24 protein-coding genes are annotated in these 26013 nt (G+C 55.6%); 4 read left to right on the top strand and 20 right to left on the bottom strand.

The features are described 5' to 3' along the window. Positions 1-3 precede the first annotated feature (3 nt). Genes QLQ17_RS01205 through QLQ17_RS01195 form a run of 3 tightly spaced genes read right to left on the bottom strand, consistent with a single transcriptional unit; the run spans position 4 to position 1857 of the window. Positions 4-450: a hypothetical protein gene (locus QLQ17_RS01205; RefSeq protein WP_283207713.1), complete on the bottom strand. Its 447-nt coding sequence runs from the start codon at positions 448-450 to the stop codon at positions 4-6. Beyond that, positions 443-775, bottom strand: coding sequence for an EthD family reductase (locus QLQ17_RS01200; protein ID WP_283207712.1), 333 nt, complete (start codon positions 773-775; stop codon positions 443-445). Before QLQ17_RS01200 ends, QLQ17_RS01205 begins: the two co-directional genes overlap by 8 nt. Next, a complete protein-coding gene (locus QLQ17_RS01195; RefSeq protein ID WP_283207711.1) occupies positions 772-1857 on the bottom strand; it encodes an NAD(P)-dependent alcohol dehydrogenase in 1086 nt (361 codons plus the stop codon). Before QLQ17_RS01195 ends, QLQ17_RS01200 begins: the two co-directional genes overlap by 4 nt. A gap of 186 nt (positions 1858-2043) precedes the next feature. Here QLQ17_RS01195 and QLQ17_RS01190 point away from each other — a divergent pair, with 186 nt between their 5' ends. Continuing rightward, positions 2044-2946 carry an AraC family transcriptional regulator gene (locus QLQ17_RS01190; protein WP_283207710.1) on the top strand — a complete coding sequence of 301 codons (903 nt, stop codon included), beginning with the start codon at positions 2044-2046 and terminating at the stop codon, positions 2944-2946. Between the two features lie 97 nt (positions 2947-3043). Here the strand turns inward: QLQ17_RS01190 and QLQ17_RS01185 are convergent, their stop codons facing one another. After that, positions 3044-3598, bottom strand: coding sequence for an LOG family protein (locus tag QLQ17_RS01185; RefSeq protein ID WP_283207709.1), 555 nt, complete (start codon positions 3596-3598; stop codon positions 3044-3046). A 241-nt stretch (positions 3599-3839) separates the two neighbouring features. On the opposite strand from QLQ17_RS01185, the gene QLQ17_RS01180 reads away from it, so the two are divergent. After that, positions 3840-5537 carry a sensor domain-containing diguanylate cyclase gene (locus tag QLQ17_RS01180; protein WP_283207708.1) on the top strand — a complete coding sequence of 566 codons (1698 nt, stop codon included), beginning with the start codon at positions 3840-3842 and terminating at the stop codon, positions 5535-5537. Positions 5538-5543: 6 nt separating this feature from the next. Here QLQ17_RS01180 and QLQ17_RS01175 read toward each other — a convergent pair whose 3' ends face one another. The 3 genes from QLQ17_RS01175 to betI form a co-directional block, all read right to left on the bottom strand. Further along, the gene (locus tag QLQ17_RS01175) at positions 5544-6761 is read right to left on the bottom strand and encodes a BCCT family transporter (RefSeq protein ID WP_283207707.1); all 1218 of its coding nucleotides are present in this window, start codon (positions 6759-6761) and stop codon (positions 5544-5546) included. A gap of 276 nt (positions 6762-7037) precedes the next feature. Further along, entirely contained in the window at positions 7038-8501 is a 1464-nt protein-coding gene (gene betB / locus QLQ17_RS01170) for a betaine-aldehyde dehydrogenase (protein ID WP_283207706.1), read from the bottom strand. Positions 8502-8524: 23 nt separating this feature from the next. Continuing rightward, positions 8525-9118: a transcriptional regulator BetI gene (gene betI / locus QLQ17_RS01165; protein ID WP_283207705.1), complete on the bottom strand. Its 594-nt coding sequence runs from the start codon at positions 9116-9118 to the stop codon at positions 8525-8527. Between the two features lie 205 nt (positions 9119-9323). On the opposite strand from betI, the gene QLQ17_RS01160 reads away from it, so the two are divergent. Then, entirely contained in the window at positions 9324-10142 is an 819-nt protein-coding gene (locus QLQ17_RS01160; protein ID WP_283207704.1) for a hypothetical protein, read from the top strand. Between the two features lie 54 nt (positions 10143-10196). Here the strand turns inward: QLQ17_RS01160 and ahpF are convergent, their stop codons facing one another. The 6 genes from ahpF to QLQ17_RS01130 form a co-directional block, all read right to left on the bottom strand. Beyond that, positions 10197-11792 (bottom strand): alkyl hydroperoxide reductase subunit F, encoded by a 1596-nt coding sequence (ahpF, locus tag QLQ17_RS01155; RefSeq protein WP_283207703.1) that lies wholly within the window; start codon positions 11790-11792, stop codon positions 10197-10199. A 216-nt stretch (positions 11793-12008) separates the two neighbouring features. Beyond that, the gene (gene ahpC / locus QLQ17_RS01150; RefSeq protein ID WP_283207702.1) at positions 12009-12572 is read right to left on the bottom strand and encodes an alkyl hydroperoxide reductase subunit C; all 564 of its coding nucleotides are present in this window, start codon (positions 12570-12572) and stop codon (positions 12009-12011) included. Positions 12573-12699: 127 nt separating this feature from the next. Further along, entirely contained in the window at positions 12700-13941 is a 1242-nt protein-coding gene (locus tag QLQ17_RS01145; RefSeq protein WP_283207701.1) for an ABC transporter substrate-binding protein, read from the bottom strand. A 39-nt stretch (positions 13942-13980) separates the two neighbouring features. Then, positions 13981-14934, bottom strand: coding sequence for a sodium-dependent bicarbonate transport family permease (locus QLQ17_RS01140; RefSeq protein ID WP_283207700.1), 954 nt, complete (start codon positions 14932-14934; stop codon positions 13981-13983). 55 nt (positions 14935-14989) lie between these two features. Next, on the bottom strand, positions 14990-15355 hold the full coding sequence (locus tag QLQ17_RS01135) for a DUF7352 domain-containing protein (protein ID WP_283207699.1): 366 nt from the start codon (positions 15353-15355) through the stop codon (positions 14990-14992). A 79-nt stretch (positions 15356-15434) separates the two neighbouring features. Beyond that, positions 15435-16367 (bottom strand): LysR family transcriptional regulator, encoded by a 933-nt coding sequence (locus tag QLQ17_RS01130; protein WP_283207698.1) that lies wholly within the window; start codon positions 16365-16367, stop codon positions 15435-15437. Between the two features lie 215 nt (positions 16368-16582). Between QLQ17_RS01130 and QLQ17_RS01125 the strand changes: the two genes are divergently transcribed. Beyond that, positions 16583-17329 carry a DUF3047 domain-containing protein gene (locus QLQ17_RS01125; RefSeq protein ID WP_502867344.1) on the top strand — a complete coding sequence of 249 codons (747 nt, stop codon included), beginning with the start codon at positions 16583-16585 and terminating at the stop codon, positions 17327-17329. Here the strand turns inward: QLQ17_RS01125 and QLQ17_RS01120 are convergent. The 7 genes from QLQ17_RS01120 to atpG all read right to left on the bottom strand — a co-directional run bounded on the left by QLQ17_RS01120 (position 17321) and on the right by atpG (position 25998). After that, a complete protein-coding gene (locus QLQ17_RS01120) occupies positions 17321-18058 on the bottom strand; it encodes a substrate-binding periplasmic protein (protein WP_283207697.1) in 738 nt (245 codons plus the stop codon). The genes QLQ17_RS01125 and QLQ17_RS01120 overlap by 9 nt on opposite strands. 71 nt (positions 18059-18129) lie before the next feature. Beyond that, complete coding sequence (gene nhaB, locus QLQ17_RS01115) at positions 18130-19635, bottom strand: sodium/proton antiporter NhaB (protein ID WP_283207696.1); 1506 nt, start codon at positions 19633-19635, stop codon at positions 18130-18132. Between the two features lie 200 nt (positions 19636-19835). Beyond that, the gene (gene glmS / locus QLQ17_RS01110) at positions 19836-21674 is read right to left on the bottom strand and encodes a glutamine--fructose-6-phosphate transaminase (isomerizing) (protein WP_283207695.1); all 1839 of its coding nucleotides are present in this window, start codon (positions 21672-21674) and stop codon (positions 19836-19838) included. A 43-nt stretch (positions 21675-21717) separates the two neighbouring features. Continuing rightward, positions 21718-23085, bottom strand: a complete 1368-nt coding sequence (gene glmU, locus QLQ17_RS01105; RefSeq protein ID WP_283207694.1) for a bifunctional UDP-N-acetylglucosamine diphosphorylase/glucosamine-1-phosphate N-acetyltransferase GlmU — start codon at positions 23083-23085, stop codon at positions 21718-21720. A 140-nt stretch (positions 23086-23225) separates the two neighbouring features. Continuing rightward, the gene (locus QLQ17_RS01100) at positions 23226-23648 is read right to left on the bottom strand and encodes a F0F1 ATP synthase subunit epsilon (RefSeq protein ID WP_283207693.1); all 423 of its coding nucleotides are present in this window, start codon (positions 23646-23648) and stop codon (positions 23226-23228) included. Positions 23649-23684: 36 nt separating this feature from the next. After that, a complete protein-coding gene (atpD, locus tag QLQ17_RS01095) occupies positions 23685-25082 on the bottom strand; it encodes a F0F1 ATP synthase subunit beta (protein ID WP_283207692.1) in 1398 nt (465 codons plus the stop codon). Positions 25083-25137: 55 nt separating this feature from the next. Continuing rightward, positions 25138-25998, bottom strand: a complete 861-nt coding sequence (gene atpG / locus QLQ17_RS01090; RefSeq protein ID WP_283207691.1) for a F0F1 ATP synthase subunit gamma — start codon at positions 25996-25998, stop codon at positions 25138-25140. Between the last annotated feature and the right edge of the window lie 15 nt (positions 25999-26013).

Here is a 26013-nt window from a genome sequence, read left to right as displayed (position 1 = left end):
TAGCTAGGACGATCCAAGGGCGATCAGGGCCACCCCTCCATTAACAGCTGCCATGATCAGGTCCACCACAAAGATGAAAAGCATCGGCCCGCGCAAGACAGGCCAGACCGGTGTTTCTCCTCTGCGCTCCTGGCGTGCTGGCGGAACATTACCTGCGAACTGGCTGCCATGGGCAACGCAGAAGGCGATACAGCACACAAAGATCTGTATGGGCTGGGAGAAGTGATCCAGGAACAGGATCAACAAGACTGAAAACACGGAGAAACCAAGGTTCATCCCGCCAAGAAAGCGCCCTGATGCAATCACCGTTTCCCGCAGTGGCGAGTCCCGCTCTTCCCTCCGTATCAACATGTTGGACGTCAGCGGCCCTTTGAGCCAGAACACCCGGAAGGCTGCTCCGAACCAGAGCGCGTTGGCAACAAGTACGGTCGTGAAAATCAACTCAAGCATGACTGCTCTCCCGGGTATAGAACACTTCACTGACCTGAAGCAGAGGCCGGGCGTTCGTATAGTTGGGAATGTCTGATTGAATCTGCTTCATGTGCGGAGCAAAGGCTTTCTGGAACGACTCCACCGATTCGAAGTAAAGATGACCAGCTGCCACGAAAGCCGGCTTTTCACCGGTGTGGGCACCGCAGATGCCCACCTCAATGACATCGTCCAGAAGGAAGTCCCCTAATTTGCTACGCAAAAGTGGAAGATGCTGCTGCTGGTAATACTGAACGTCAAATTCGGTATCGTCGTCGTTAGGATAATAAACGCTCACTTTGATCATGGGTTACTCCTCTGTTGAGCCGTTTCAACAACGACATCCCTCAGGGAGGCCATGTCTATGACAAAACGGTATTTGACGTCGCCCTGCTTCATGCGTTCATAGGCCGCATTGATATTGCGAATATCCAACATCTCGATGTCGCAGCTGACATTGTTCTCAGCACAGAAGTCCAACACCTCCTGGGTTTCCGGCATGCCGCCAATCAGTGAACCGGCCAATACACGGCGCTTCATGACCAGTTGTCCGGCGTGGATGGTCGGCTCGATGGGCTCCACCAGGCCGACCAGGATGTGGGTACCGTCGTATTTGAGGCAACTCAGGTACGGATTGAGGTCATGTTTGACCGGAACCGTGTCGAGCAGGAAGTCGAACTGATCAGCCGCCGCCTTCATTTGCTTGCGGTCCGTGGAGACGATTACATGATCCGCGCCCTGCCTGTGAGCTTCCGCCACCTTATTTTCCGAGCGGGTGAAAAGGGTGACCTCGGCGCCAAACGCTTTGGCGAACTTGATACCCATGTGGCCCAATCCACCCATACCAATGACCCCCACCTTGTGGCCCTGGCCGATTCCAAAATGGCGTAATGGAGAATAGGTCGTAATCCCTGCACAGAGCAGAGGTGCGGCGGCAGCCGGGTCCAGCTTCTGGGGAATGCGCACCACGAAACGCTCACTGACCACAATACGCTCCGAATAGCCGCCGAAGGTGATCGAACCATCGTGGCGGTCAACACCGTTATATGTGGCGGTATTACCTTCGATACAGTATTGCTCCAGGCCCGATTCGCAGGCGCTACAACTGCGGCAGGAATCGACCATGCAACCAACACCTACAAGGTCACCTTCACGATACGCCCTCACCTGGTCGCCGACCGAGGTAACCCGTCCGATGATCTCGTGTCCCGGGACTAACGGGTATTGCGTGAAACCCCAGTCATTCTGGGCGAAATGGATGTCGGTGTGGCACACGCCGCAATAGTCGATCTCGATCGCGACATCGTCCGGTCGCAGGTCGCGACGGTTGAAGCGGGCAGGTTTCAGGGGTGCATCCGCGGCGGGGGCGGCAAACGCTTTGGTGCTCATATTCAGTGCCTTCCAGGGTGATTGTTGGCTTGATGAAAGGCTTCATTCTGGCGGAGCTCCGGGGGCGAAGACCATAACCAATCCTGCAGCGTTTTTGCCTATTTCTCCGGAAACGAGAGCGGAAAGTCGCCGTGAAGGCACTAAAATCTGCATAATGCGCTGAAACCCTGTTCGAGTCAGATACCCATGCCGCACGATTCCTCGCCGCAACTTCTAGAGCTGGTTGAGCCGCTGGCCAACCGGGATGGCTTCATCCGGACCTCACTGGCAGAGGTCTATCTGGTGGCTTCGCGCCGTCCGGTGCCACGCACACCGCTCATTTACGAGCCGAGCCTGATCGTGATCGCTCAGGGTCAAAAGGTAGGCTATCTCGGTGACCGGACGATTCACTACAACCCGGGCCAGTATCTGGTTCAGTCGTTGCCCCTGCCATTCGAATGCGAAACCCAGGCCACTCCGGACGCGCCCTTACTGGGTATTGCCGTTCGCTTCGATCCATCCACCCTCAGCGAACTGGTGCATGAGACAACAGAAGAATTCACCAACCATGAAGAGACGGCGCCCCTGCCGATGGCATCCGTGGCGATGACCGAGGGGATGCATGAAGCAATGGTGAGGCTGATGCGTGCCATAGTGGACCCCATGGATGCCCGTGTCATGGGTCGAGGACGGGTCCGGGAAGTGATCTATGAAGCTCTGAAAGGCGGACAGGGGCCCGCTCTTCGGGCATTGGTCCAGAACCGGGGGCAATACTCGCGAATCGTGCGGGTGCTTCAGCAAATGCACGCAGAGTATTCACGGGAATACACGGTTGAAGAATTGGCCGCGTTGGCGAATATGAGCACCTCGGCTTTTCATCAGCACTTCAAGGAAATCACCCGTACATCGCCGGTGCAGTATCTCAAACGTTTCCGCCTCATCAAGGCCCGTCAGTTGATGACCCGCAATCAGCTCAACGTTAACCAGGCGGCTTCGGCCGTCGGGTACCTAAGCGTGCCGCAATTCAGTCGCGACTATAAGCGCTACTTCACTGTAAGTCCGGGCCAGCATCGCCGGGGACTTCAAAGTAGGCAACCAGAGAGTCGATAAAGATCCGGGTTTTCTGAGGCATGGGGACCTGCACTCAGGCCGCGCTCGCTTCGGCCAATGGCAAACGCGCTGGCAATATCAGGTTCGATAAGGTAAATCACCGGGACAGTTTTCTGACAGGTTTTTGTAACGCTGCAATCAGTGCATCTGCGTTTTCTTCAACAATCACCATGTCAGCGTGTTCAGGCTTCAGGAAACCTGACTGCGTCATGGTTTTGAGAAACGCCAACAGCTGATCGTAATAGCCGTTGACGTTCAGGAAGGCGCAGGGTTTGTCGTGATAACCCAACTGGGCCCAGGTCCAGGCTTCGAAGATTTCGTCCATGGTGCCTGGACCACCCGGCAGCGCAACAAACGCGTCGGCCTGCTCGGCCATCAGCGCTTTGCGTTCGTGCATGGAACTGACAACGTCCAGCCGGGTCAAACCGGTATGGGCCAGCTCCCGATCACGCAGGGATTCGGGAATAACACCAAACGCCTTGCCACCGCCGGCAAGCACGGCGTCCGCAATGCATCCCATCAGGCCTACCTTGCCGCCACCAAAAACCAGCGAATGGCCCTGGCTAGCCATGGTGTGACCAAAAAGCTCGGCGGCTTCGTAGAATCCGGGATCATTACCCGCTCTGGAACCACAGAAAACAGCGATGTTCATGAAAGCGTCCTACTGACTAGCTAGGTTCTACTGAGTAGAAGGCGCAGCCAACTCCACGGAATGGAATCGTCGCGCGAGAAAAACCGTCACAAGACAACTATACTGGCAGAGACGGGCCAGGGATTGCCACCGGTACCCTCTAGTACAACGGATTTGATCATTCACCCGAACCCGGACACCGACTATCGAAACCTTCAACACCCTTAAAGTTCGTCTCGTCCTGTTTTTCGGACTATTGGTGGTGGTCGCCACTACCGCAGGAACCTGGTTTGCCAGCGACCTTGCGGTTGACGCGCTCCGTAAATCTACCGGTCAGAATCTGGAAGAAGTGGCGGTACAGTTAAGGGACAAGATTCAACTGGATCTGCACGAGCGCTACAGCGACCTGATGGTGGCAGCCGCACTTGCCAGTGAGCAGATGGAAAACGAGCAGGACTCGGACGTCACGGGCATGCTGAATGCCCTGGAAAAGAATTTCTTGGCCTACGCGTGGCTTGGCCTGGTGTCGCCAGATGGCACAGTGCTAGCCAGCTCCGGCGACATGCTCAAGGGTATGAATGTGGGTCATCGGCCCTGGTTCCAGGAGGCGTCCACCAAACCCTACCTGGGCGATGCCCATGAAGCGTTGTTGTTGGCCGAAAAGCTGGAAAACGAGTCTGAGAGGCCGCTGCGCTTTGTCGACGTGGCCGTGCCCCTGACCTCCAGCGATGGCGGGTTCTTGGGCGTATTAGGTGCCCACCTGTATCTCGACTGGGTGGCCGGCATTGGCGAGTCGCTACTTGCACCCATGCAGGAACGTCTGCAATCAGAACTGATCGTGGCAGATAAAGAAGGCAAGGTGCTCATCGGCCCGGAAGGCAGCCTGGGCTCGACACTGAACCAGTCGTTGATTGAGGCCGCACAATCAGACAAACCCGGCTATATGACCACCCGGACCGGCCTGAAAACCCAGGCCAATGGCGAAGACTATCTGGTTGGCTACAGCCGTATGCAGGACCATGATGAATACGCCAGTTTCAACTGGCTGGTACTGGTCAGTAAACCCGCTGAAGAAGCATTTCTGCCCGCCCGTGAACTGCGCAATACACTGGTCATCTCAGGCGCTCTGGTTGCTATAGTCTTGATCCTGTTCGCATCAACCATGGCGCGCAGAACAACCCGACCCCTGCTGCAAATGGCTCACGAAGCAGATAACCTTGATCCGGACAACCCTTCAACATTGATCCAGCTCAGGGACGACTACCAGGAGGTGAAAGTCCTGTCGTCGGTGTTAAGGGATCTGATCCAGCGACTGGCCGAGAAAACACGGCAGATGAATGAGCTGAATACCAACCTGGAGCATCGGGTAGCCGAGCGAACCACTGAACTGGAAGAGGCCAATCGGCGCCTGGAAGAAACCGTTCGCACGGATTCTCTGACCGGTCTGAACAATCGCCGCTTCTTTTTCGAGTTAGGTCATTCAGCCGTTAAAAAGTCGGTGCGATCCGGCAAACCCCTGTCAGTTATCATGTTTGACGCTGACCTGTTCAAGAAAGTGAACGACACCTATGGCCACGCTGTTGGGGATAAGGCACTGATTCAACTCAGTGAAGTGGCTCAGAACACGGTCAGGGAGATCGACCTTCTTGCACGGATTGGCGGAGAGGAGTTTGCGATTTTGCTGGAAGACTCCGATGAAGACGCAGCAGCAGAGGTGGCCGAAAGGCTCCGCAAGACCGTCAATGATTCGCCAGTAGCACTGGAGAGAGGTGAAGTGATGCTGAGCATCAGTGCCGGTGTCGCCAGCTTTGTGCCCGACCGGGATAACAAGCTTGACGATCTGCTTGTCTATGCCGACAAGGCCCTTTACGCCGCGAAATCCAGTGGGCGCAATCGGGTGTGTCGCCACTCAGAGACCTCGTCGAAAGACCGATCCTCTGAGGGCGACCTGATGGGCTAGCCAGATCTAGCCTGCCTGCTCGATTCGGTGGAAGTCGAGGATATTCTCTTCAGGCGACGCCTTGATGGCTGCAAACTCTGACCAGCGCATGGCGACGATGTAGAGCGCACAACCGAAGTACAGCGCAATCACCAGTGCACCAACCCACTGTATCTGCAGGAATTCCAGCTGGAACAGCAGAGTCAGCCCCACCATGGCAACGAAGTTGAAGATCACGTAGTTCATCCGCCCCAGCCGCTGAGCGGTCAGGTTGAGATTGTCCGTGTACAGACGAATCAGTGAATCCAGTGAGTTCACCACCATCAACACACCCACCGTGATCATCGCGATGTTGGTCAGTGCAGCCACCTCAAGACCTTCAGAGTGGTACTGGTAGAGCACGGTAAACCAGACGCCGATGGCAATGGACGGAATTGCCAGCATGGCGAGTAACAATTGCCAGGTACGAATACCGCTCACAAAGCGTGAGGTGAACTGGCCGATCATGATGCTCCAGGCAAACCACCAGTAAAGATAGAACTCGTGGTAGTCGTTAATGGGCAGGACAAACTGGTGAATGTTGCCGAAGTACTCGGTCAGCAAACCAGCGGTCCCGAAGAAATCCCCCGGCGAGCCTTTACCCATAACAAACGCGCGAACCCACATCGCCGCGATCAGCGCAATGAACAGGCCGCTGGAGGCCAGGCTCAGAATTCGCACGTATTTGAGCTTGGAGCTGGAATACACCGCCAGGCCAATGGAAGCCAATACGATCAGGTAGAACTCCGGCACCACGCTCTCGCCGTCACCCAGTTGAGGCAGATACCAGGGCAAGTTGGCCAGCAGCAGATAGGCGGTAAACGCACAGGTGCCAATGATCACCACGTTGTTGATGACCTTCACCACCGGGATTTCAAAAAACTTCACCCGTGGTTCGATGATGGCGAAGTAGAAGCAGGTCAGGAAATAGAATCCCCAGATCAGAAAGGCCCAGAAACCGAACTCGATGGCCAGCGGGTTGGCGAAGCCGTATTCCGGGCTTTCAGTCAGGTTTGCGTAGCTGCCGAATTCGGTCAGCGGAAACATAATCAGGCCAACGTCCAGGCCGGACGTAAACAGAATGGCGACAAACGTCAGGGTGTGGACCGGCGTCACGCCGATCACCTTCATGTTGCCCCATTTCAACAGGATCGCCGCGATGGCGGCGAAGGTGAAAATCATGCCTGCGGATAACCAGAGTGTCATTTGAAGACCCTCCGTTTGGCAAAGTGCGATGCTGCGTTCAGCATTAGCTGTTCCTCCTCATGCTTGAATCGGACACAAACTCAACACTTAGCTATCGCGCGCTACCTGTCTGGCTATCGAACCGTCTGGCGGCGATAGGTAAGTGCTGCTGGCTTGCTTGATAACCGCCGGGTATTAACCGGCGGTGTCGGATGGATTCGGTGGCTGAGTAATAATGCCGCCGATTAAACGAACGGAGTCGTTGAAGCCTTCCCCGCCGTCTTCCACGTGAGCTTTTTAGAAAGGCGCGTCGAGATCCTTCATCCCGACATACACCGACTTGATCTGGGTGTAGTGAGTCAGGGTCTCGCGACCGTTTTCGCGGCCAATGCCTGACAGCTTGTAGCCGCCCACTGGCATTTCCGAAGGAGATTCGCCGTAGCTATTGATCCAGCAGATGCCGGCTTCCAGCTGATGAATTACCCGGTGAGCGCGACGAATGTCATTGCTGAACACGCCGGCGGCCAGGCCCACATCGGTGTCATTTGCACGGCGAATCACATCGTCCTCGTCGATGAAGGTCAGCACCGACATCACCGGGCCAAAGATCTCTTCTTTGACGATGGTCATATCGTCGGTGCAATCGGTGAAGATCGTTGGCTCCACAAAGTAGCCACCCGGTGCCGACGCCGGGCTTGCCGCCTTGCCACCATGAGTGAGAGTCGCACCCTCGGCAACGCCCTTCTGGATGTAGCTCAGCACCAGATCCTGATGTTTCTGGGAGATCAGCGCACCGTAGTTGGTGTCCGGGTCAGACGGGTCACCCATGCGGATATTCTTCAGTGTGCGTTCCATCAACCGCTCCATGAATTCGTCATAGATCAGTTCATGAACAAACACACGCGTGCCATTGGTGCAGATCTCACCCTGGGTGTAAAAGTTGCCAACCATGGCGGCGGACACCGCGTTATCAATATCGGCGTCGTCGAAGATAATCAACGGCGATTTGCCGCCCAGCTCCATGGTGACGTCCTTCAGACTGGTGGCGGCGCCAGCCATCACCTTCTTGCCTGTCGCGACTTCACCGGTAAACGATACCTTGGCGATGTCCGGATGATGGGTCAGCCAGGCGCCAACCTCTCCAGCCCCGTGAATGACGTTGAACACACCCGCTGGCACGCCAGCTTCGATATAAATTTCCGCCAGCTTCATGGCGCCCATGGGTGTTTCTTCCGATGGCTTGAAAATCATGCTATTGCCGGTGGCCAGCGCCGGGGCCGACTTCCAGCACGCAATCTGGATGGGGTAATTCCAGGCACCGATGCCGGCGCAGATACCCAGTGGCTCGCGGCGGGTATAGAAGAAGTCTTCGCCCAGATCCTGCTGGATGCCTTCGATGGTTGGCGCCACGCTGGCGAAATACTCCACTGCGTCGGCACCGGTGACCACATCTACCGCTTCGGCTTCCTGCATGGGCTTGCCGGTATCAACCACTTCCAGGGCGGCCAGCTCGTCGTTGCGCTCGCGCAGCAGGTCAGCGGCCTTGCGCAGAATCCGGCTGCGCTCCATGCCTGTCATGGCGGACCAGACTTCAAACCCAGCTTGCGCGCTTTCGATCACCGCCTGCTGAATCTTTTCATCGGCCACTTCCACTTCGTAGGCCGGCTCACCGGTTCCCGGATTCACCACCAAAAAGGTTTCGCCAGACGCATTTGCCATGGGCTGGCCATTTATAAAATTCCGATAGCGGGTTAGTGCCATTGTTCAGCTCCAGATTGCTTGGATCAGTGCGATCCTGAATTCAGTGTTGACAGTGCAAACCGCTTGCACAGGGTTTGCGCCTCCGCAAAACCCTCTGCCGGGTCTTTACTCAACGCGCTTCGCAGCCAGAAGCCGTCGATCATTGACGCGGTCTGACGGGCGGCAGCCGTTGCCGCCTCCGGCGGTAAACGGGCCGCAAAGGCATACCGGAGATTGCTGTACAGCCGGGCGTTGTTAATCTGCTGCAATCTCTGAAGTCCGGGCTCATGCATGGATCTCGCCCAGAAACTCAGCCAGGTCTTGGCTGCCATTTCTGTTTGCTGAAAGTCGGAGAAGTTGGCCTCGACAATGCACTTCAGGCGTTGCTCCGGCGAGCCATCGGTGCGAGCGATCCGCTCTTTCAGTTCTTTGCCGAGCTGCTCCAGCAGGTAGCGCAAGGCAGCTTCAATCAATCCCTGCTTGCCGCCGAAATAGTGGCCGATAATGCCGGAAGACAAGCCTGCACGACGGCTGATGCTGACGATGGTGGTGTTCTGCATGCCAAGCTCGGCAATCGATTCCATCGTGGCGGTAATTAACTGCTGTCGGCGGGTGTCGCGCATTCCGACTTTTGGCATATCATCTCGGTCCATTTTTTAATTGAACGTTCAATTAATAAAAAGTGTACAGAAAGTGACCGGGAACCGCAAACATCAGGCTAACTGTCTGAAATACCATAGTTTCGTAAGGATTCGACAGCATTCTGATGGTCAAAGAGACAACGGATTGGTTAATATGTCGCCTCGGAATCCACAAAAGCAAAGGAATGCTCTGAGTCAATCAGTGCGTTACATTTTCATGAAGCACTTGTTTGCACTGGTTCTGGTGGCGGCGATGCCCTTCGCCAAGGCCGAGATCCCACCGAATGACGTGAAACGTCTGGTCGAGGCCAGCCGACTGGACCTGCGGGTACTGTCCTTCCGATTGACGGTGTCCGAGACCAATAATCGAATCGCCCGGGGCATGCCCACACAGAAGCTGGCCGATATTTTCCGCGGCTTTGCCGGGAAAATCGACGTCAAAACCATCTATCAAAAAGCCGTTTCGGAACTCGCTTCAGAGTTGGAACCGCAACAGCTGAAACCCTTGATGCAGTGCTTCTCCAGTGACTTCATGCATCAATACCATGTCGCCCAATACCAACGCCTGACGCGCGAGGGCGCTCAAGCCTTCCGCGACCAACTGGTGCCACTGGATCTCGGTATCACAGAGCCCGATCCCGCTCGTATGGCGCAATTAGACGCACTACAGGTCGAAAAACGTAATCCTGAAATCTGGAAGGACGTGACTCGGCAAATGTTCTGGCTGATCAATCTGGACGTCAGCGCCAAATACCCAAAGCTGGGCCGCGACAAAGAGAGTATGGACGCGTTTTTCAGCAATCCGGACTTCGAGCAGATGTCTGACGAATCTCACAGCTATGGAAAGCTCGTCACCTACGTGATGATGAAATCGCTGGACGACGACCAGTTGGAAGATTTGCTCTCGTGTTTCGCCACGCCCGAGATGGCCGCCTACGATGACATCACGACGGTTGCGCTCAGAGACTACCTTGTAGAAGCCGAAGCATCCTGGGTGGCAACAAAAGAGAATGCGCTTTAAAAAGGAGAAATCCACCGCTGCCCAGAGGTTGGACAGCGGCGCCAGCGGCAGAGATCAGGCCGCCTGATCTCCGCTGTTTTCCTCGTCTGCCGGGTTGCGGATAAGGAAGTCAAAGGCACTCAGGGCGGCCTTCGACCCGTCGCCCATGGAAATCACTATCTGCTTGTAAGGCACCGTGGTGGCATCGCCAGCGGCAAACACACCCGGAATGGAGGTTTCGCCGCGATCATCCACAATGATCTCCCCGTGCTGGCTAAGCTCGATGCTGCCTTTCAACCATTCGGTGTTCGGGATCAGTCCGATCTGTATGAACACACCTTCCAGAGAGACGTCGTGCTCTTCGCCGCTCTTACGGTCCTTATACTTGAGCCCGCTGACCTTGCCACCTTCACCAAAGATTTCGGTAGTCTGGGCAGACGTCAGAATCTCTACATTTTTCAGGCTGCGCAGCTTTTTCTGCAGGACGTCGTCGGCCTTCATGTCGTCAGCGAACTCAAGCAGCGTGACGTGCCCGACAATACCCGCCAGGTCGATCGCCGCTTCCACGCCAGAGTTGCCACCACCGATGACGGCAACGCGCTTGCCCTTGAATAGCGGGCCGTCACAATGCGGGCAGTACGCCACGCCCTTGTTGCGATATTCTTCCTCGCCGGGGACACCCAGCTGGCGCCAGCGAGCGCCCGTGGACAGTACCAGGGTGCGAGATTTCAGTGACGCACCATTGGCCAGCTGTACCTCGTGCAACCCACCCCGGCTGGCGGCCGGAACCAGCTTCTCGGCCTGCTGCAGGTTCATGATGTCCACGTCGTATTCCTTAACGTGCTGCTCCATGGCGGCCACCAGCTTTGGGCCCTCGGTGTAAGGCACAGAGATCAGATTCTCGATGCCCATGGTGTCTGCCACCTGGCCACCAAACCGTTCCGCAACAATACCGGTAGAAATGCCTTTACGAGCCGCATAGATCGCCGCAGAGGAACCAGCAGGTCCACCGCCCACAATCAGTACTTCAAAGGGGTCTTTGTGCTTCAGTTTTTCCGCTTCGCGGGCTTCAGCGCCAGTATCTACTTTCGCAACAATCTCGCCCAGGGTCATGCGGCCTTGACCGAAAGGCTCGCCGTTCAGGAACACACTGGGAACCGCCATCACTTCCCGCTGCTCCACTTCGTCCTGGAACAACGCACCATCAATGGAAGTGTGCTTGATGCGTGGGTTCAGCACCGCCATCAGGTTAAGGGCCTGAACCACGTCCGGGCAGTTCTGGCACGACAGAGAGAAATAGGTTTCGAATTCGAAGTCGCCGTCCAGATCCTTGACCTGCTCAATCAGCTCCTGACTCTCCTTCGACGGGTGGCCGCCGACCTGCAGGAGCGCCAACACCAGCGAGGTAAACTCGTGGCCCATGGGAATGCCGGCAAACCGCACGCTCACGTTCTGGTCATCAACCCGACTGATAGCAAACGACGGGCGCTTCACGTCTGCAGAATCTTCAGTGCGCAGGCTGATCTTTTCTGACATCGGCTCGATTTCTTCCAGCAGCGCCTTGAGCTCTTTCGATTTATCGCTGTCGTCATAGGCTGCAACCAATTCGATGGGCTGCTGCAATTTACCCATGTAGGCTTTGAGCTGTTCCTTGATGTTGGAATCCAACATTGTTTTGCCTCTCCTCTAAACGATTTAAATCAATACTAATCAGAATGCTACGAACAATACGGGCGCCACTATCAAAGCTCAAATTAATTGCTTCGAAATTACCTATAGTCGTCTACTATTGCTTCATGATTGGCTGACTTAATACACAAAAGGCCCGCAATGCGGGCCTTTGGACTCGTCAGGCTGTCGTTACAACAGCCTTTGACCGGTCAGTGCTTAGATCTTGCCAACCAGGTCCAGTGATGGAGTCAGAGTCTCCTCACCTTCTTTCCACTTGGCTGGGCAAACTTCGCCCGGGTTCTTGCGAACGTACTGAGCGGCTTTCACCTTGCGCATCAGGTCGTCCGCGTCACGGCCGATGCCTTCAGCAGTGATTTCCATTGCCTGAATCACACCATCCGGATCGATCAGGAAGGTGGCACGGTCTGCCAGGCCCTGACCTTCACGCATGACACCAAAGTTGTTGGTGATTGTGCCGGTCTGGTCACCAACCATGTAGTAGTTGATCTTGGCGATCGTATCAGAGCTGCTGTGCCAGGCCTTGTGGGTGAAATGCGTGTCGGTGGAGACAGAAAACACTTCAACGCCCAATTTCTGAAGCTCTTCGTACTTGTCTGCGACATCGCCCAGTTCGGTCGGGCAAACAAACGTGAAGTCTGCCGGATAGAAGAAAAAGACGGCCCACTTGCCTTTGACGTCTGCTTCGCTGATGTCAACGAACTCACCCTGTTTGAAAGCGGTGGCATTGAACGGCTTAATTTCGCTGTTGATGATTCCCATCTGACTGCGTCTCCTTTGAATGAATGGCTGATTGGAAAATTGGAGTTCGCAAGATATTGATTTAGCGATGGGAAAACAAATGAATTATTTTTAGGTTATTGATAGGGCAGACCTATGAAATGCAGCACTATTCGATACCATCCCGGATGGTAGTCAGGGTCGCCAGTGTGGCATTGACGGTCAGCTCGCCATTGAGAAAATGCACAAAAGTCTCCATCGCCGGCGTGGAGACCGACCGAACCATTTGTCGGTCAAAAAACTGGGAATAGCCACTTGCCCGCCGGAGTATGGCATGGCCCTCTGCGACCAGGCGCCGATCTGGCACAGACGCCATACGATTCGGCGCAATCGTCCCCAACTCGCGATTAATCCAGCCCTGAATATCTGGCCGGGCGACAAAACGCAGGAAGGCTTCTGCTTCGGTCACGTTACGCGCCCGGCTTGGGATAAACAGCAAATCGGTCGGAGCTTCTTCTGCAATGGGCTGATCCGGATTCACTGTGGGAAACGGAAACAGGCCGATATCATCCAGCACCTGTGGCGGAAACTGCGGCACAACGAAGCCTCCCATCAGCATCATCCCTGCTTGTTCCTGATAGAGATAGGGCAAGGCACCGCGCCAGCTGATACTACTGTGGCCGCGGAGAAAAAAATCGCGGTCGATCAGGTCTCGCCAGGTGGTCAGTACCTGCCGCACCCGCTCATCTTCAAAGCTTTCACGTCCAGCCAGCAGGTTCTGATGAAACTCTAAGCCATTGATTCTCAGGTTCAGATAGTCGAACCAGGCCGCAGCAGGCCAACGGGCCTCAGAGCCCAGAGCAATCGGGGTAATCCCTGCCTGTTTCAGGGCTTCACCAACCGCCAGCATATCCTCCCAGGTTCGCGGCGGTGTAAGCCCCAGACGCTTGAACAGGGATTTTCGGTAATAGATGCCCCAGTGATAGTAGGAAATCGGCAAGCCCATCGGCTGGCTTTCGTGGGTAACCACCTTCCTTATGGAGTCAGGGAACGCCTGGCCCCACTGTTGAGACTCCCAGAGTTCCGTGACCGGCCGCACCAGGCCCTTACGATAGAAGTCTGCCATCAGGTGACCGGCAAAATAGAACATGACATCCGGCGCACCGCCCGGCTGGCGCAGCCAATCTTCGATTCGAGCCTTGTAATCTTCCTGCTCATATTCCTGATGGTTTATTTCAATGTCCGGATGCTCGCGCTGGAAACGGTCGATCAATTCCTGATACACCAATCGCTGCTCGCCGCCTGACACCATCAACGAGAGGTTAAGATTACCGGAAGGTTGGGTTTGCTGGTTGGCGACTACCGTTGTGGCAAAAAAGGCCAGAACAATCAGGCTCAAACATCGGAACATGAACTGTCTCAAATTATTTAGAGTTTTTGTTCCACTAGCTTAGCTCAGGTTATTCAGGTTTTCAGCCAACCAGCTGTACAGTCCGATCCCCACCAACACGTTAAACGGAAAGGTCACACCCAGCGATGCCAGCATCGTCAGCCCGACATCCGCCTCCGGCACCGAATGGCGAATGGCAACGGGGGCCGCAATATAGGAGGCACTCGCGGTCAGGGTACCCAATATCACCACAGTGCCGGGAGCCAATCCAAGCCAGAGCCCGGTCAGCAACCCTGGCACTGCCAGGATCGGCGGCATCAGCAATGCGAACGCAATCACCCGCCACTGCTGCCAGCGCAATTTCTGCAGGGTATCGGCTGCCACCAGCCCCATTTCGAGCAGAAACAGCGCCAATACCAGGGAAAATGCACCGGTCAGCGGAGCGGTCACGCCTTCGCCCTGATCGGGACCATAGAGAATACCGATTACCAGACCACCCACCAGCAACACCACGCTTCGGTTGGTCAGTGTCTCCTGCCACAGGGCGGGGCCGGACCGTTGTTCAACACCCGATCGATTACCCAGGCGCCGGTACAGCCACAGGCCGGTCAGAATGGCGGGCAGCTCAAGAAGCACCAGGTAAAGCGTGACCTGGCCACCGGTGGCCAACCCCCGCGCTTCGACCCAGGCCAATGCAACCGCAAAGGTACCAGCGCTGACCGAGCCATAGTGGGCTGCAAAACTGGCCGCATCCGCCAGCTTCAGCCGCACCACATAGCGCAGCACCGGAAACAACGCCAGCGGAATCAGAATACCCAATGACGTGACCGCCAGAATTTCGACAACCAGCCCCCAATGCAGGTTGCCATGCAGAGCCATACCGCCTTTCAGGCCGATGGTTAGCATCAGCATCAGACTGAGGATGTCGTAAGCGGCTTTCGGAATGGCCAGGTCAGACTTCAGGCTGCCCGCCACCACTCCCAGCAAAAAGAACATCACAATGATGTCGGGCATTTTTTTACTCCAAAAAAAAGGGCCCTTTCAGGGCCCAATGGTAAACCAAAAAAGATCAGGCAGCGCCCACCCTTTGAAACGGTGGTGCAGAGATCAGGTCAGAGCGGCGAGATTCGAAAGACCCCAGGTCTTTCTTCTCCGACTGATGACTCACCTGGTAGACGTGGTAGGCCTCGGGGCCAAATGGATCCAGGGCGGTGTCCACATAGTCATAGTCCGATGGTACCGGCTCCCCGGAAAACGCCACCAGAAACTGACGCTCAACCTCCGGAAGATCCACTTTCAGGGACTGCTCAACCCAGAGAAATACGGCTTTTTCAGACACCAGATATTCGCAACGCACCACGCGATAACCGGACTTCAGTTTAAGGGTGTTCAGGGCTTTACCGCTTTCCAGTCTGAACTTGTGAATGGTTTTCATGATCCGTTCTCCTGTTGACGAGCACAGGCTCAGTATCAGGGATCGGAAGCAATGAAAGAATCGAGTTTTTTATGAATATTTATTCGGTTTTTTCGAGCTTTCCACCCAGTTCGGGTCGTTCCTTGATCAGCTCAGCGATCGCCGCATTATGGCCCCGTCCTGACCGCGTCACTGCGTACAAGGTGTCTTGAACCTCAGAAATACGGGCGATGTGCTCAACCTGATATTGCCTGCATACCTCTTCACTGATGGCCGTCGGAGCGGCAAAGTAACCCATCCCCTGACGACCGAAGACTTTGATCAGCGCACTGTCGTCCACCTCGGCCACCACTTTCACGCGGATATTCTGACTGACAAACCAGTTCATCAATGAGGTGACGTAAGGTGCACGCAAAGACGTAGCCAGAAAGGGCTGACCGTCGAGGCTGCGGGGGAAATCCGATTTCAGTATCTTCGCCAGCTTCGGGGTGGCAAACAACGACATGGACGAAGACGCCAGGCGGTAACTGCGGAATCGATCCGCTTCCGCCGAACCCGGCTGTCGGTCAGTCAATACCACATCGATTTCACGCTGCGCCAGGCGCTTGAGCAGCAGATACGGATCGCCGGTGAAACAGCTCAAGCGGACTTCCCGTTTGAGATTCAACACGGGCTCGGTAAGATGATAGGCAATCAACTTGTGAATGGACGCCGCGATGCCGATGGCAAGGCTGAGTGGGCGGTTTTCCGGCGGCTGACGGATGACATCAGACAGGGCCTGGGCCGTCTGAAACATCTCATCGGCGTAACTCAGTACGGTTTTGCCAAAGTCCGTCAACTGCAGGGAGCGATTTGCCCGACGAAACAGCGCGCCACCCACAGAGGCTTCAAACGTCGCAAGCTGACCGCTGAGGGTTTGGGGCGTCAACTCCAGATACTCGGCAGCACGGGCGATAGAGCCTTCGCGCGCGATGACCCAGAAATAATGAAGATGTCGAAGATTCAGGTCCTGCACGCCCGCGGAAAGGCTCATTCACTCACTCCATTGTTGCTCAAGTAATACTTGCTCCAGATCCGGACCCACCGGTAACTGCGCATTATATCCAAACCTTCGTTTTCCTTGGCCAGCGATTACCTATACGGCGTGGCCTTCGTCCGGAAAACAGCTGCGCAACAGATTTATTCCAAAAAATATTTCAAACCGACTGCTAAGGTAAACACATGGTCGCGGAATTACAGGAGCCCAACGTGACTGGTAACCACCAACATCGACGGTTTCAACGTGGAATTCCGCGCTTGGCGGTCATCCTGTTGCTGTTCCTGCACCCAACCCCGGCGCTCACCTCGGACGAGCTCTTCCTGGCCCCGTTTTCGACGCTGCAGTCGCTGGCGCCGGATTGGGAAGTACTCAAGTTCCCCAATATTGACCGCATGACCCGATACCAGCTGGTTCAGGATAGCGGCCAACAGGTGGTGAAAGCGTGGACCGATAACAGCGCCTCCGGCCTGATCGCCAGAGTACAGATTGAACCCGGTGACTCACTGGTGTTGCGCTGGCGATGGAAGGTGTCTTCGGTGTACCAAGAAGGCAATGCCCGTTCCAAGGACGGTGACGACTACCCGGCGCGCATCTACGTCGCATTCGAATTCGAGCCGAACAACGCCAGCTTTTTCGAACGCGCCAAGCGCAAGGCAGCGGCACTGGTCTTTGGCGAGGAGTTACCGGGTAACGCGTTGAATTATATCTGGGCGAACCAGCTAGCTAAGGGAACGGTTATGGCAAACGCCTACACGGATACCACTCAGATGATTGCGGTTGAATCCGGCCAATCCCGAGTGGGTCAGTGGGTCACCGAAGAGCGAGACATTGTTGCGGATTATCGGCAGGCGTTTGGAAGCGAACCTCCTCGGATCGTCGGCGTCGCCATCATGTCGGACTCTGACAATACAGGGGAAGCGGCCACAGCTTGGTACGGAGATGTCGAGCTAAAATAAGGGCTCCAGAACTCCGTCCTCGGCCAGACTGTGGTAGGCGGCATCGAGTTTCTCTGACAGCTCCCTGGCATCAGGGTATTTCTTTGAGACCACCAATGCTCCGCGAGCACTGAATATGGGCGTGCCCTTTACATCCATGTCCGGAAACTTGTGGAGCTCGGCCTCAACTGGCGCATCGTAGTCCAGCAGATATTGGCCCCGATCCAACTCCAGCATCCTCAAAGCCGTTTCATGATCCGGCGCCCGAGACAGGTCCTTGTCCGCCAGGTTTAGGCTTTCCAGCACACCGAGGTAAGAAAATCCCTTAATGAGTATCAGACGTTTACCTTCCAGAAACTCGAGGTCATCCGGCGCCGGATCGGTGCTTTCATGGTAGGCATACAATACCACCCGCATGGGTGTGCTCTGGCTCTCGACCACATGATTCGCCAGCATCGGTAAGCCTGCCACTCCCGGCCAGAGATCGATCTGGCCCGTTTTCAGATACAGGTAGACCCTGGCAATGGGCAGGTGAACCCAATCCAGGCGATAGCCAGCCTGCTCTGCAACTTTTTCGGTCATCTCGACCCAGGGCCCGGATGCCTCACCCTGTTCATCGGCATACTTGAAGGGCGGGAATTCGACAAAACCCGTCCTTAAAACCGGGCGATCCGCGTCCGCCGGCTCTGCAGCGAGAACGCCCGAGCAAAAATAACCAAGCGCGATGGATAAAAGTGCCAGCCTGATCATGGCAGAAAACCGTACTGAGATATCTCTTTAAATCGTATCAGAGAGCCCGGGAAATGCACGATCAGAAGAGCTTAGGCGAGGTTGACCACGCAGAACAGACCTACGGAGCCCATCACTACTGTGTAAGGCAACGCCATAACCACCATGCGCCCATAAGACAGCCGAACCAGAGGCGCAATCGCAGAGGTCAACAGGAACAGAAAGGCAGCCTGACCGTTCGGTGTAGCCACGCTGGGCAGGTTAGTGCCCGTGTTGATCGCCACCGCCAGCTCCTGGAAATGGTCGTAGCTGATGTTGCCGGCATCCAGCGCCTGCTTGATCTCACTGATATACACCGTTGCTACAAAGACGTTATCGCTGATCATCGACAGCAAGCCATTGGCGATGAAAAACATGCCCGGTTGCTGCTCCTGAGGCAGGCTAAGCACGAAATCTATGATGGGCTTGAAAAGATGCTGTTCGTGAATCACCGCGACAATGGCGAAAAACACCACCAGCAGGGACGTAAATGGCAGAGATTCCTGGAAGGCTTTGCCTATCTGATGCTCGTCCGTCACTCCGGTAAACGAAGTGATCAGGATGATCACCAACAGGCCAATCAGACCAACTTCGGCAAGATGCAGGGCCAGTCCCAGCACCAGGATGAAAGCTGCAATTGCCTGAACCCACAGTGCCGCCTGGTCTGCCTTGGTGCGACGGGCTTTTTCGTTGTCAGCGAATTCCACCAGAACCTGCCGAACCGGTTTGGGCAGGCGCGCACCGTAGCCAAACCAACGCAGCTTTTCCAGCATCCAGCAGGTCAACAGGCCTGCGCCGAGAACCGGCAGGCTGACGGGCGCCATGTGCAGGAAGAACCCGGCAAAATCCCATCCAACCGTTTTGGCAATCAGCAGATTCTGTGGTTCGCCCACCATCGTCGCGACGCCACCTAATGCCGTACCAATGGCGCCGTGCATAAGCAGACTTCGCAAAAACGCACGGAAGCTGTCCAGGTCCTCACGGTGTAGTTCAACCACCTGCTCGTCACTGGTCGCGTTATGGTCCTTGTGGTGGTACCCCTTGCCAGAGGCCACTTTGTGGTAGACCGAATAGAAGCCAACCGCGACGCTGATGATCACGGCAGTAACGGTCAGGGCATCAAGAAACGCTGACAGCACCGCTGCGGCGATACAGAACAAAAGAGACAACGCCGATTTAGACTTCACCCCGACCAGAATCTGGGTAAAGGTCACCAGCAGCAGTTCCTTCATGAAATAGATGCCCGCCACCATGAACATCAGCAGCAGGATCACCGGGAAGTTGACCAGAACCTCATGGTAAACGGCTTCCGCAGTCGTCATACCCACCAGCAGGGCCTCGATCGCCAACAGACCGCCGGGCAATAGCGGATAACATTTGAGGGCCATCGCCAGGGTGAAAATAAACTCGCCCACCAGCACCCAACCCGCAACACCTGGCCCAAGTGTCCAGACAATCAATGGGTTGGCAATCAGGAATAGAACAATGACCTGTTTATACCAAGCGGGGGCATTACCGAGAAAGTTGGCAGCAAAGCTACCAGTAACAGTGGAGGGCATGACTGTTTCGCTTTAAATAATCGTTTACGGAGGAGACTGCGGCCAACGGCGCGACAATGTTACCAGAGGAGAGCGTCAAATTTTGCGGATTATTCCCTCAGGAAGTATCCATTGCGGAAATTACCGACTCAAAACTTACCGGCTCCCCGTCAATGCATGGACAATTGTCCATGACAGCTAACGGGGAGCGGTAATGTTGGCTATTCGACCGTCACGCTTTTTGCCAGGTTCCGTGGTTGATCGACGTCGGTGCCTTTCAGCACGGCCACATGGTAGGACAGCAGCTGCAAGGGAACGGTGTACACAATCGGTGCCGTGATCGGGTGGACGGACTCCAGTTCCAGAACATTGAGCCCTTCCTCGCTGCGAACGGCTGCCGCCCTGTCGGCAAACACGAACAGTTCGCCACCGCGAGCGCGGACTTCTTCCAGGTTGGATTTCAGCTTTTCCAGCAAATCATTGTTGGGCGCCACGGTCACAACCGGCATTTCGCTGTCTACCAGCGCCAGAGGTCCGTGCTTGAGTTCGCCAGCGGGATAGGCTTCGGCATGAATGTAGGAGATCTCCTTCAGTTTCAATGCGCCTTCCAGAGCCACCGGGAACATGGCGCCGCGACCCAGGAACAGGCTGTGGTTCTTGTCCATGAAGGACTGGGACATTTCGGCAATGCGGTCGTCAAGCGCCAGCATGTGATCAACCTGGCCGGGCAGTAGGTGAATGGCTTCAACGATGTCAGTTTCAGTTTTTTCATCGAGGCCGTTCTTGCGTGCCAGCGCGAGGGTGAAAATCAGCAGGGCGGTTAATTGGGTAGTAAACGCCTTGGTGGACGCCACGCCGATTTCCGGGCCTGCCTGGGTCATGATCACCAGGTCGGATTCACGGACCAGTGAGCTGCCGGGCACGTTACAGATGGCCATCGCCGCGCGGAAGCCCGCCTTTTTGGCCTGTCGCAGTGCTGCCAGTGTGTCTGCGGTCTCGCCGGATTGGGAAATACACAGGAACAGGGTATCCGGCTGGATCACGTGCTTGCGATAGCGGAATTCGGAAGCCACCTCCACGGAACAGGGCACACCGGCCAGATCTTCAATCCAGTAGCGGGCGACCATGCCAGCGTGATAGCTGGTGCCGCAGGCAATGATCTGCACATGACGTACATCTTGCAGTAAATCGCCCGCCTGGGTGCCCAGTGCCTGTTCAAGTACCCGGGTTTTGGTCACCCGGCCTTCTGTGGTTGCCTTGATGACCTTTGGCTGCTCATAGATTTCCTTGAGCATAAAGTGGCGGTACTCGCCCTTGTCAGCGGCGTCGGTGCTGTGCTCGAAGCGGGTGATCGGACGGTCGACAAGATTGCCATCGCGGTCGCGAATCTCTGTTTTATCCTTGCTGATGTCCGCAATGTCGCCTTCATCCAGGAACATGAAACGGTCGGTCACTGGCAGCAACGCCAGCTGATCAGAGGCAATGAAGTTCTCGCCTATGCCGACACCGATGACCAGTGGGCTGCCTTCGCGACACACCACCAGGTGGTCGGGCTCATCGGCATGCACTACCGCAAGTGCATAGGCGCCTCGCAGGTGCTTGATGGCCGCCTTAACAGCGTCGTAAAGGGTACTGATATCTGCCTGTCGGTATTGTTGTTCAATCAGGTGGGCGACGACTTCGGTATCCGTTTGGGACGTGAACTCAAAACCATCTGCCTTCAGCGCCTCACGAAGCTCTTGATAGTTTTCAATAATACCGTTGTGAACAATGGCAAGCCGGTCACCAGACATATGCGGGTGAGCGTTGATCTGCGAGGGCTCTCCATGGGTCGCCCAACGAGTGTGAGCAATACCAGTGTGACCGGGCACCGGCGTGGACGCTATCGCATCACCCAGTGCAGCCACCTTGCCCAATTCCCTGGCGCGGTTTACGGTTTGTTTTTCGTCAATCACCGCCATACCAGCAGAATCGTAGCCGCGGTACTCGAGCCTTCTCAGGCCCTCCAGCAAAATGCCCTGAACGTCCCTTTCCGATACTGCACCTACGATTCCACACATAACACACACCTGTAATGGTTTGTCCGGCCTTTGAGCCGCCTGATCATTCTTTCCGGGTTGGCCTTGCCCAGTTGGCAATGTTGCGCTGGCGACCCCGCGCCACGGCCAGTTCGTCTTCGGACACGTCGCGGGTGATGGTTGAGCCAGCGCCGATGGTCACGTTTGCTTCCAGCGACACGGGGGCGACCAGTGACGTGTTGGAGCCGACAAAAACCCCATCGCCGATTCGCGTCTGATGCTTGTTCACCCCATCATAATTGCAGGTGATGGTTCCTGCACCCACATTCACCTTTTTGCCCAGAACCGCATCGCCCACATAGCTCAAGTGATTGATTTTGCTGCCCTCGCCAACCAGAGCTTTCTTGGTTTCCACGAAATTGCCTACCTTGGTGCTGTCCGATAGTTGGGTACCGGGTCGCAAACGGGCAAATGGGCCGACTTGGGCTTTCTTCCCCACCGTCGCGCCCTCAATGACCGAATTGGCTTCAATACGAGTTCCTGCTCCGATATGGCAGTCTTTCAAAACACAGTTCGGGCCGATACTGACCTCGGAATCCACGGTAACAGTGCCCTCGAACACAACATTGATGTCGATCAACACATCCTGTCCGATGGAGAGATCACCACGAACGTCAATGCGTGCCGGATCTGCAAGCGTGGCGCCCTCGGTCATCAACCGAATGGCCTGCTGGCCTTGATACCAACGCTCCAGTTCTGCAAGCTGAACGCGGTTGTTAACCCCCTGCACTTCGAATTCGTTCGCTGGTTGGGCAACGTCGACACTCACGCCTTCGTTGGCCGCCATTGCGATTACGTCGGTCAGATAGTATTCACCCTGAGCATTGGCGTTGGAAAGCTGGGGTAACCAGGATTTCAGGTGTCTCGCGGAGACGGCAAGAATACCGGTGTTCACTTCATTGATCGCTTTCTGTGCTTCCGACGCGTCTTTCTGCTCAACTATCGCGGTCACTTTGTCCTGTTCGTTTCTCAGAATCCGGCCATAGCCATTTGGGTCATCCAGCGTCACGGTCAACAAGCCGATCGACGCGTCACTGACTTTTGACACCAGGTCCTCAAGGGTTTCCCGCCGAGTCAGGGGAACATCACCGTACAGAATCAGCACACGCGCTTCGTCTGGCAGGTTGGGTAAGGCCTGTGCCACGGCGTGACCGGTACCGAGCTGTTCCTCCTGCATGGCCCACTGCAAATCGTCCGCCTGGGTGATTGCACGAACCTGATCGGCACCGTGACCAATCACGCCGTGTATCCGTTCGGCGCCCAACTTCCGTGCCGTATCAATCACATGGTGCAGCATGGGTTTGCCGGCGATCCGATGTAATACTTTGGGCAGGGAGGACTTCATGCGGGAACCCTGACCGGCGGCCAGAATTACAACGTGCAGCGGGTTCATAGCGTCTCGCTCCGACGGAATCATTCAAGTATCAATAAAAAAGCCGCGTCCCTCACAACAATGCGAGGACCATTGTCCTACGCATCATCCGTTCAGGATGCGGCTTCTTCGTTCAGGCGGCGAACCGGTGGCTAACGGGGTTAACCAACCTTGTTGCGCAGTTTCTGAATCGTACGCAGCTGAGCAGCGGCTTCTGCAAGCTCTGCGGCAGCACGCGAGTATTCAAATTCGCCTGTTTTATTTGCCAGTGCCTTTTCGGCTTCTTTCTGGGCTTCCAGCGCCGCTGCTTCGTCCACATCCTTGGCACGGATCGCGGTGTCAGCCATCAGGGTAATCAGGTTGGGCTGCACTTCCAGGTAACCCCCGGAAACGTACAGCACTTCCTCTTTCCCGTCCTGCTTGACGATTCTGACAGCGCCCGGCTTCAAAGCAGTCAGCAGGGGCGCGTGCCCATACTGGATACCCATCTCACCCTCGGTACCGGTTGCGGTCAGTGTCTCAACCAGCCCGGAGTAGATTTTTTCTTCGGCACTTACGACGTCACAGTGTACGGTCATAGCCATTTCTAATGCCTCTTGGGTCTGAAAGTGAAGGAAGAATTACTTCTTGCCTTCCTTCTCTTTCATAGCCTTCGCTTTCTCGATCGCTTCTTCGATGCCGCCGCACATGTAGAACGCCTGCTCTGGCATATCGTCGTAGTCGCCGTTCAGAATGCCTTCGAAGCTGGCGATGGTCTCTTTCAGAGACACGTATTTACCAGGCGAACCGGTAAACACTTCCGCTACGTGGAACGGCTGAGACAGGAAACGCTCGATTTTACGGGCGCGGGATACGGTCAGCTTATCTTCTTCCGACAGCTCGTCCATACCCAGAATCGCGATGATGTCTTTCAGCTCTTTATAACGCTGAAGTACGTTCTGAACACCGCGGGCCACGTTGTAATGCTGTTCGCCGATGACCAGCGGGTCCAGCTGACGAGAGGTAGAGTCGAGCGGGTCGATCGCCGGGTAAATACCCTTAGAAGCGATGTCACGGCTCAGTACTACCGTCGCGTCAAGGTGCGAGAAGGTGGTCGCTGGTGACGGGTCAGTCAAGTCATCCGCCGGTACGTAGACCGCCTGGATAGAGGTGATGGAGCCATCTTTGGTCGACGTAATACGCTCCTGAAGCTCACCCATCTCCTGGGCCAGCGTTGGCTGATAACCTACCGCTGACGGCATACGACCCAGCAGTGCCGATACCTCGGTACCCGCCAGGGTGTAACGGTAAATGTTGTCTACGAACAACAGAACGTCACGACCTTCGTCACGGAATTTTTCCGCCATGGTCAGACCGGTCAGGGCAACACGCAGACGGTTTCCGGGGGGCTCGTTCATCTGCCCGTAAACCATCGCTACCTTGTCCAGAACGTTGGATTCCTTCATCTCGTAGTAGAAGTCGTTACCCTCACGAGTACGCTCACCTACACCGGCGAAAACCGAAAGACCAGAGTGCTCTTTCGCGATATTGTTGATCAGCTCCATCATGTTGACGGTCTTACCAACACCTGCACCACCGAAGAGACCAACCTTACCACCCTTGGCGAACGGGCAAATCAGGTCGATAACCTTGATGCCGGTTTCCAGCAGGTCGGCAGACGCAGACTGATCTGCATAGCCCGGTGCCTTGCGGTGAATGGCCCAGCGCTCGTCCTCGCCGATGTCGCCCTGCTCGTCGATCGGACGACCCAGAACGTCCATGATGCGACCAAGAGTCTTGGTGCCCACGGGTACTGAAATCGGCTTGCCGGTATTGTCGGCTTTCAGGCCACGCTTGAGGCCTTCGGTGCTGCCCATCGCGATGGTACGTACAATTCCGTCGCCCAGCTGCTGCTGAACTTCCAGAGTTGTCTCACCACCTTCAAGCAGCAGTGCGTCGTAAACGCCCGGAACGGAGTCACGTGGAAATTCCACGTCGATAACCGCGCCTATGATCTGAACGATGTGTCCGCTACTCATGCTCGGTTCCTCGTTATCTTGATAGTCAATAAAACCAGTAGGATTGTGGGCGGGATCAGACCGAAGCCGCGCCGCTCACAATCTCCGAAATTTCTTGCGTAATGGCTGCCTGACGGGCCTTGTTGTAAGCCAACTGAAGCTCATCGATGATGCTGCCCGCGTTATCTGTCGCGCTCTTCATGGCAATCATCCGCGCAGCCTGCTCGCAGGCCAGATTCTCTACCACTCCCTGATATACCTGGGATTCGATATAACGTGGCAGCAACCCATCCAGGATGGGACGTGAATCAGGCTCGTAGATGTAATCCCACTGGTGACCGACTTCCTCGTCCAAGCCTTCCGGCAACGGCAGAAGCTGCTCAGCTTTTGGCTGCTGGGTCATGGTGTTTACAAACTCGTTGTAAATCACGTAAAGGCGGTCAATCTTGCCTTCTTCGAACGAGTCGAGCATGACCTTCACATTACCAATGAGCTTCTCTGCACTGGGGTTGTCACCCAGGTGAGTCAGGGCCGCGACCACGTTTCCGCCGTAACTGCGGAAAAAGGACGCGCCTTTTTGCCCGATGGCGCAGAGATCGGTCTCTACACCTTTTTCTTTCCACTGCTTCATTTCACGCACAAGCAGCTTGAACGCGTTACCGTTCAGGCCACCGCAGAGTCCCCGATCCGAGGAAATCACGATGTAGCCCACACGCTTCACGTCGCGCTCGCGCATGAACGGATGCACGTAATCTTTATTGGACTTCGCAATGTGTCCGATTACCTGCCGCATCTTCTCCGCATAAGGGCGAGTCGCCTTCATGCGTTCCTGAGCCTTGCGCATTTTACTCGCAGCCACCATTTCCATGGCGCTGGTGATCTTCTGCGTGCTCTTGATGCTTCCGATCTGGTTGCGTATTTCTTTTCCGACGGCCATAAGTCACTGCCTTTT

Source organism: Marinobacter sp. CHS3-4, from assembly GCF_030053415.1.
Taxonomy (GTDB): domain Bacteria; phylum Pseudomonadota; class Gammaproteobacteria; order Pseudomonadales; family Oleiphilaceae; genus Marinobacter.
Note: the sequence above shows the minus strand (reverse complement) of the source record. Positions and strands in the feature narration are given on the sequence as shown.

Bases quoted from the DNA above. Each gene is read 5' to 3' on its own strand.
- QLQ17_RS01200 (WP_283207712.1), bottom strand. From the start codon at position 775: ATGATCAAAGTGAGCGTTTATTATCCTAACGACGACGATACCGAATTT.
- QLQ17_RS01100 (WP_283207693.1), bottom strand. From the start codon at position 23,648: ATGGCTATGACCGTACACTGTGACGTCGTAAGTGCCGAAGAAAAAATC.
- QLQ17_RS01130 (WP_283207698.1), bottom strand. From the start codon at position 16,367: ATGAGCCTTTCCGCGGGCGTGCAGGACCTGAATCTTCGACATCTTCAT.
- glmU (WP_283207694.1), bottom strand. From the start codon at position 23,085: ATGAACCCGCTGCACGTTGTAATTCTGGCCGCCGGTCAGGGTTCCCGC.
- ahpC (WP_283207702.1), bottom strand. From the start codon at position 12,572: ATGGGAATCATCAACAGCGAAATTAAGCCGTTCAATGCCACCGCTTTC.
- atpD (WP_283207692.1), bottom strand. From the start codon at position 25,082: ATGAGTAGCGGACACATCGTTCAGATCATAGGCGCGGTTATCGACGTG.
- QLQ17_RS01135 (WP_283207699.1), bottom strand. From the start codon at position 15,355: ATGAAAACCATTCACAAGTTCAGACTGGAAAGCGGTAAAGCCCTGAAC.
- atpG (WP_283207691.1), bottom strand. From the start codon at position 25,998: ATGGCCGTCGGAAAAGAAATACGCAACCAGATCGGAAGCATCAAGAGC.
- QLQ17_RS01205 (WP_283207713.1), bottom strand. From the start codon at position 450: ATGCTTGAGTTGATTTTCACGACCGTACTTGTTGCCAACGCGCTCTGG.
- QLQ17_RS01185 (WP_283207709.1), bottom strand. From the start codon at position 3,598: ATGAACATCGCTGTTTTCTGTGGTTCCAGAGCGGGTAATGATCCCGGA.
- QLQ17_RS01145 (WP_283207701.1), bottom strand. From the start codon at position 13,941: ATGTTCCGATGTTTGAGCCTGATTGTTCTGGCCTTTTTTGCCACAACG.
- QLQ17_RS01195 (WP_283207711.1), bottom strand. From the start codon at position 1,857: ATGAGCACCAAAGCGTTTGCCGCCCCCGCCGCGGATGCACCCCTGAAA.
- QLQ17_RS01175 (WP_283207707.1), bottom strand. From the start codon at position 6,761: ATGACACTCTGGTTATCCGCAGGCATGATTTTCACCTTCGCCGCCATC.
- QLQ17_RS01120 (WP_283207697.1), bottom strand. From the start codon at position 18,058: ATGATCAGGCTGGCACTTTTATCCATCGCGCTTGGTTATTTTTGCTCG.
- QLQ17_RS01190 (WP_283207710.1), top strand. From the start codon at position 2,044: ATGCCGCACGATTCCTCGCCGCAACTTCTAGAGCTGGTTGAGCCGCTG.
- QLQ17_RS01140 (WP_283207700.1), bottom strand. From the start codon at position 14,934: ATGCCCGACATCATTGTGATGTTCTTTTTGCTGGGAGTGGTGGCGGGC.
- ahpF (WP_283207703.1), bottom strand. From the start codon at position 11,792: ATGTTGGATTCCAACATCAAGGAACAGCTCAAAGCCTACATGGGTAAA.
- glmS (WP_283207695.1), bottom strand. From the start codon at position 21,674: ATGTGTGGAATCGTAGGTGCAGTATCGGAAAGGGACGTTCAGGGCATT.
- betB (WP_283207706.1), bottom strand. From the start codon at position 8,501: ATGGCACTAACCCGCTATCGGAATTTTATAAATGGCCAGCCCATGGCA.
- nhaB (WP_283207696.1), bottom strand. From the start codon at position 19,635: ATGCCCTCCACTGTTACTGGTAGCTTTGCTGCCAACTTTCTCGGTAAT.
- betI (WP_283207705.1), bottom strand. From the start codon at position 9,118: ATGCCAAAAGTCGGAATGCGCGACACCCGCCGACAGCAGTTAATTACC.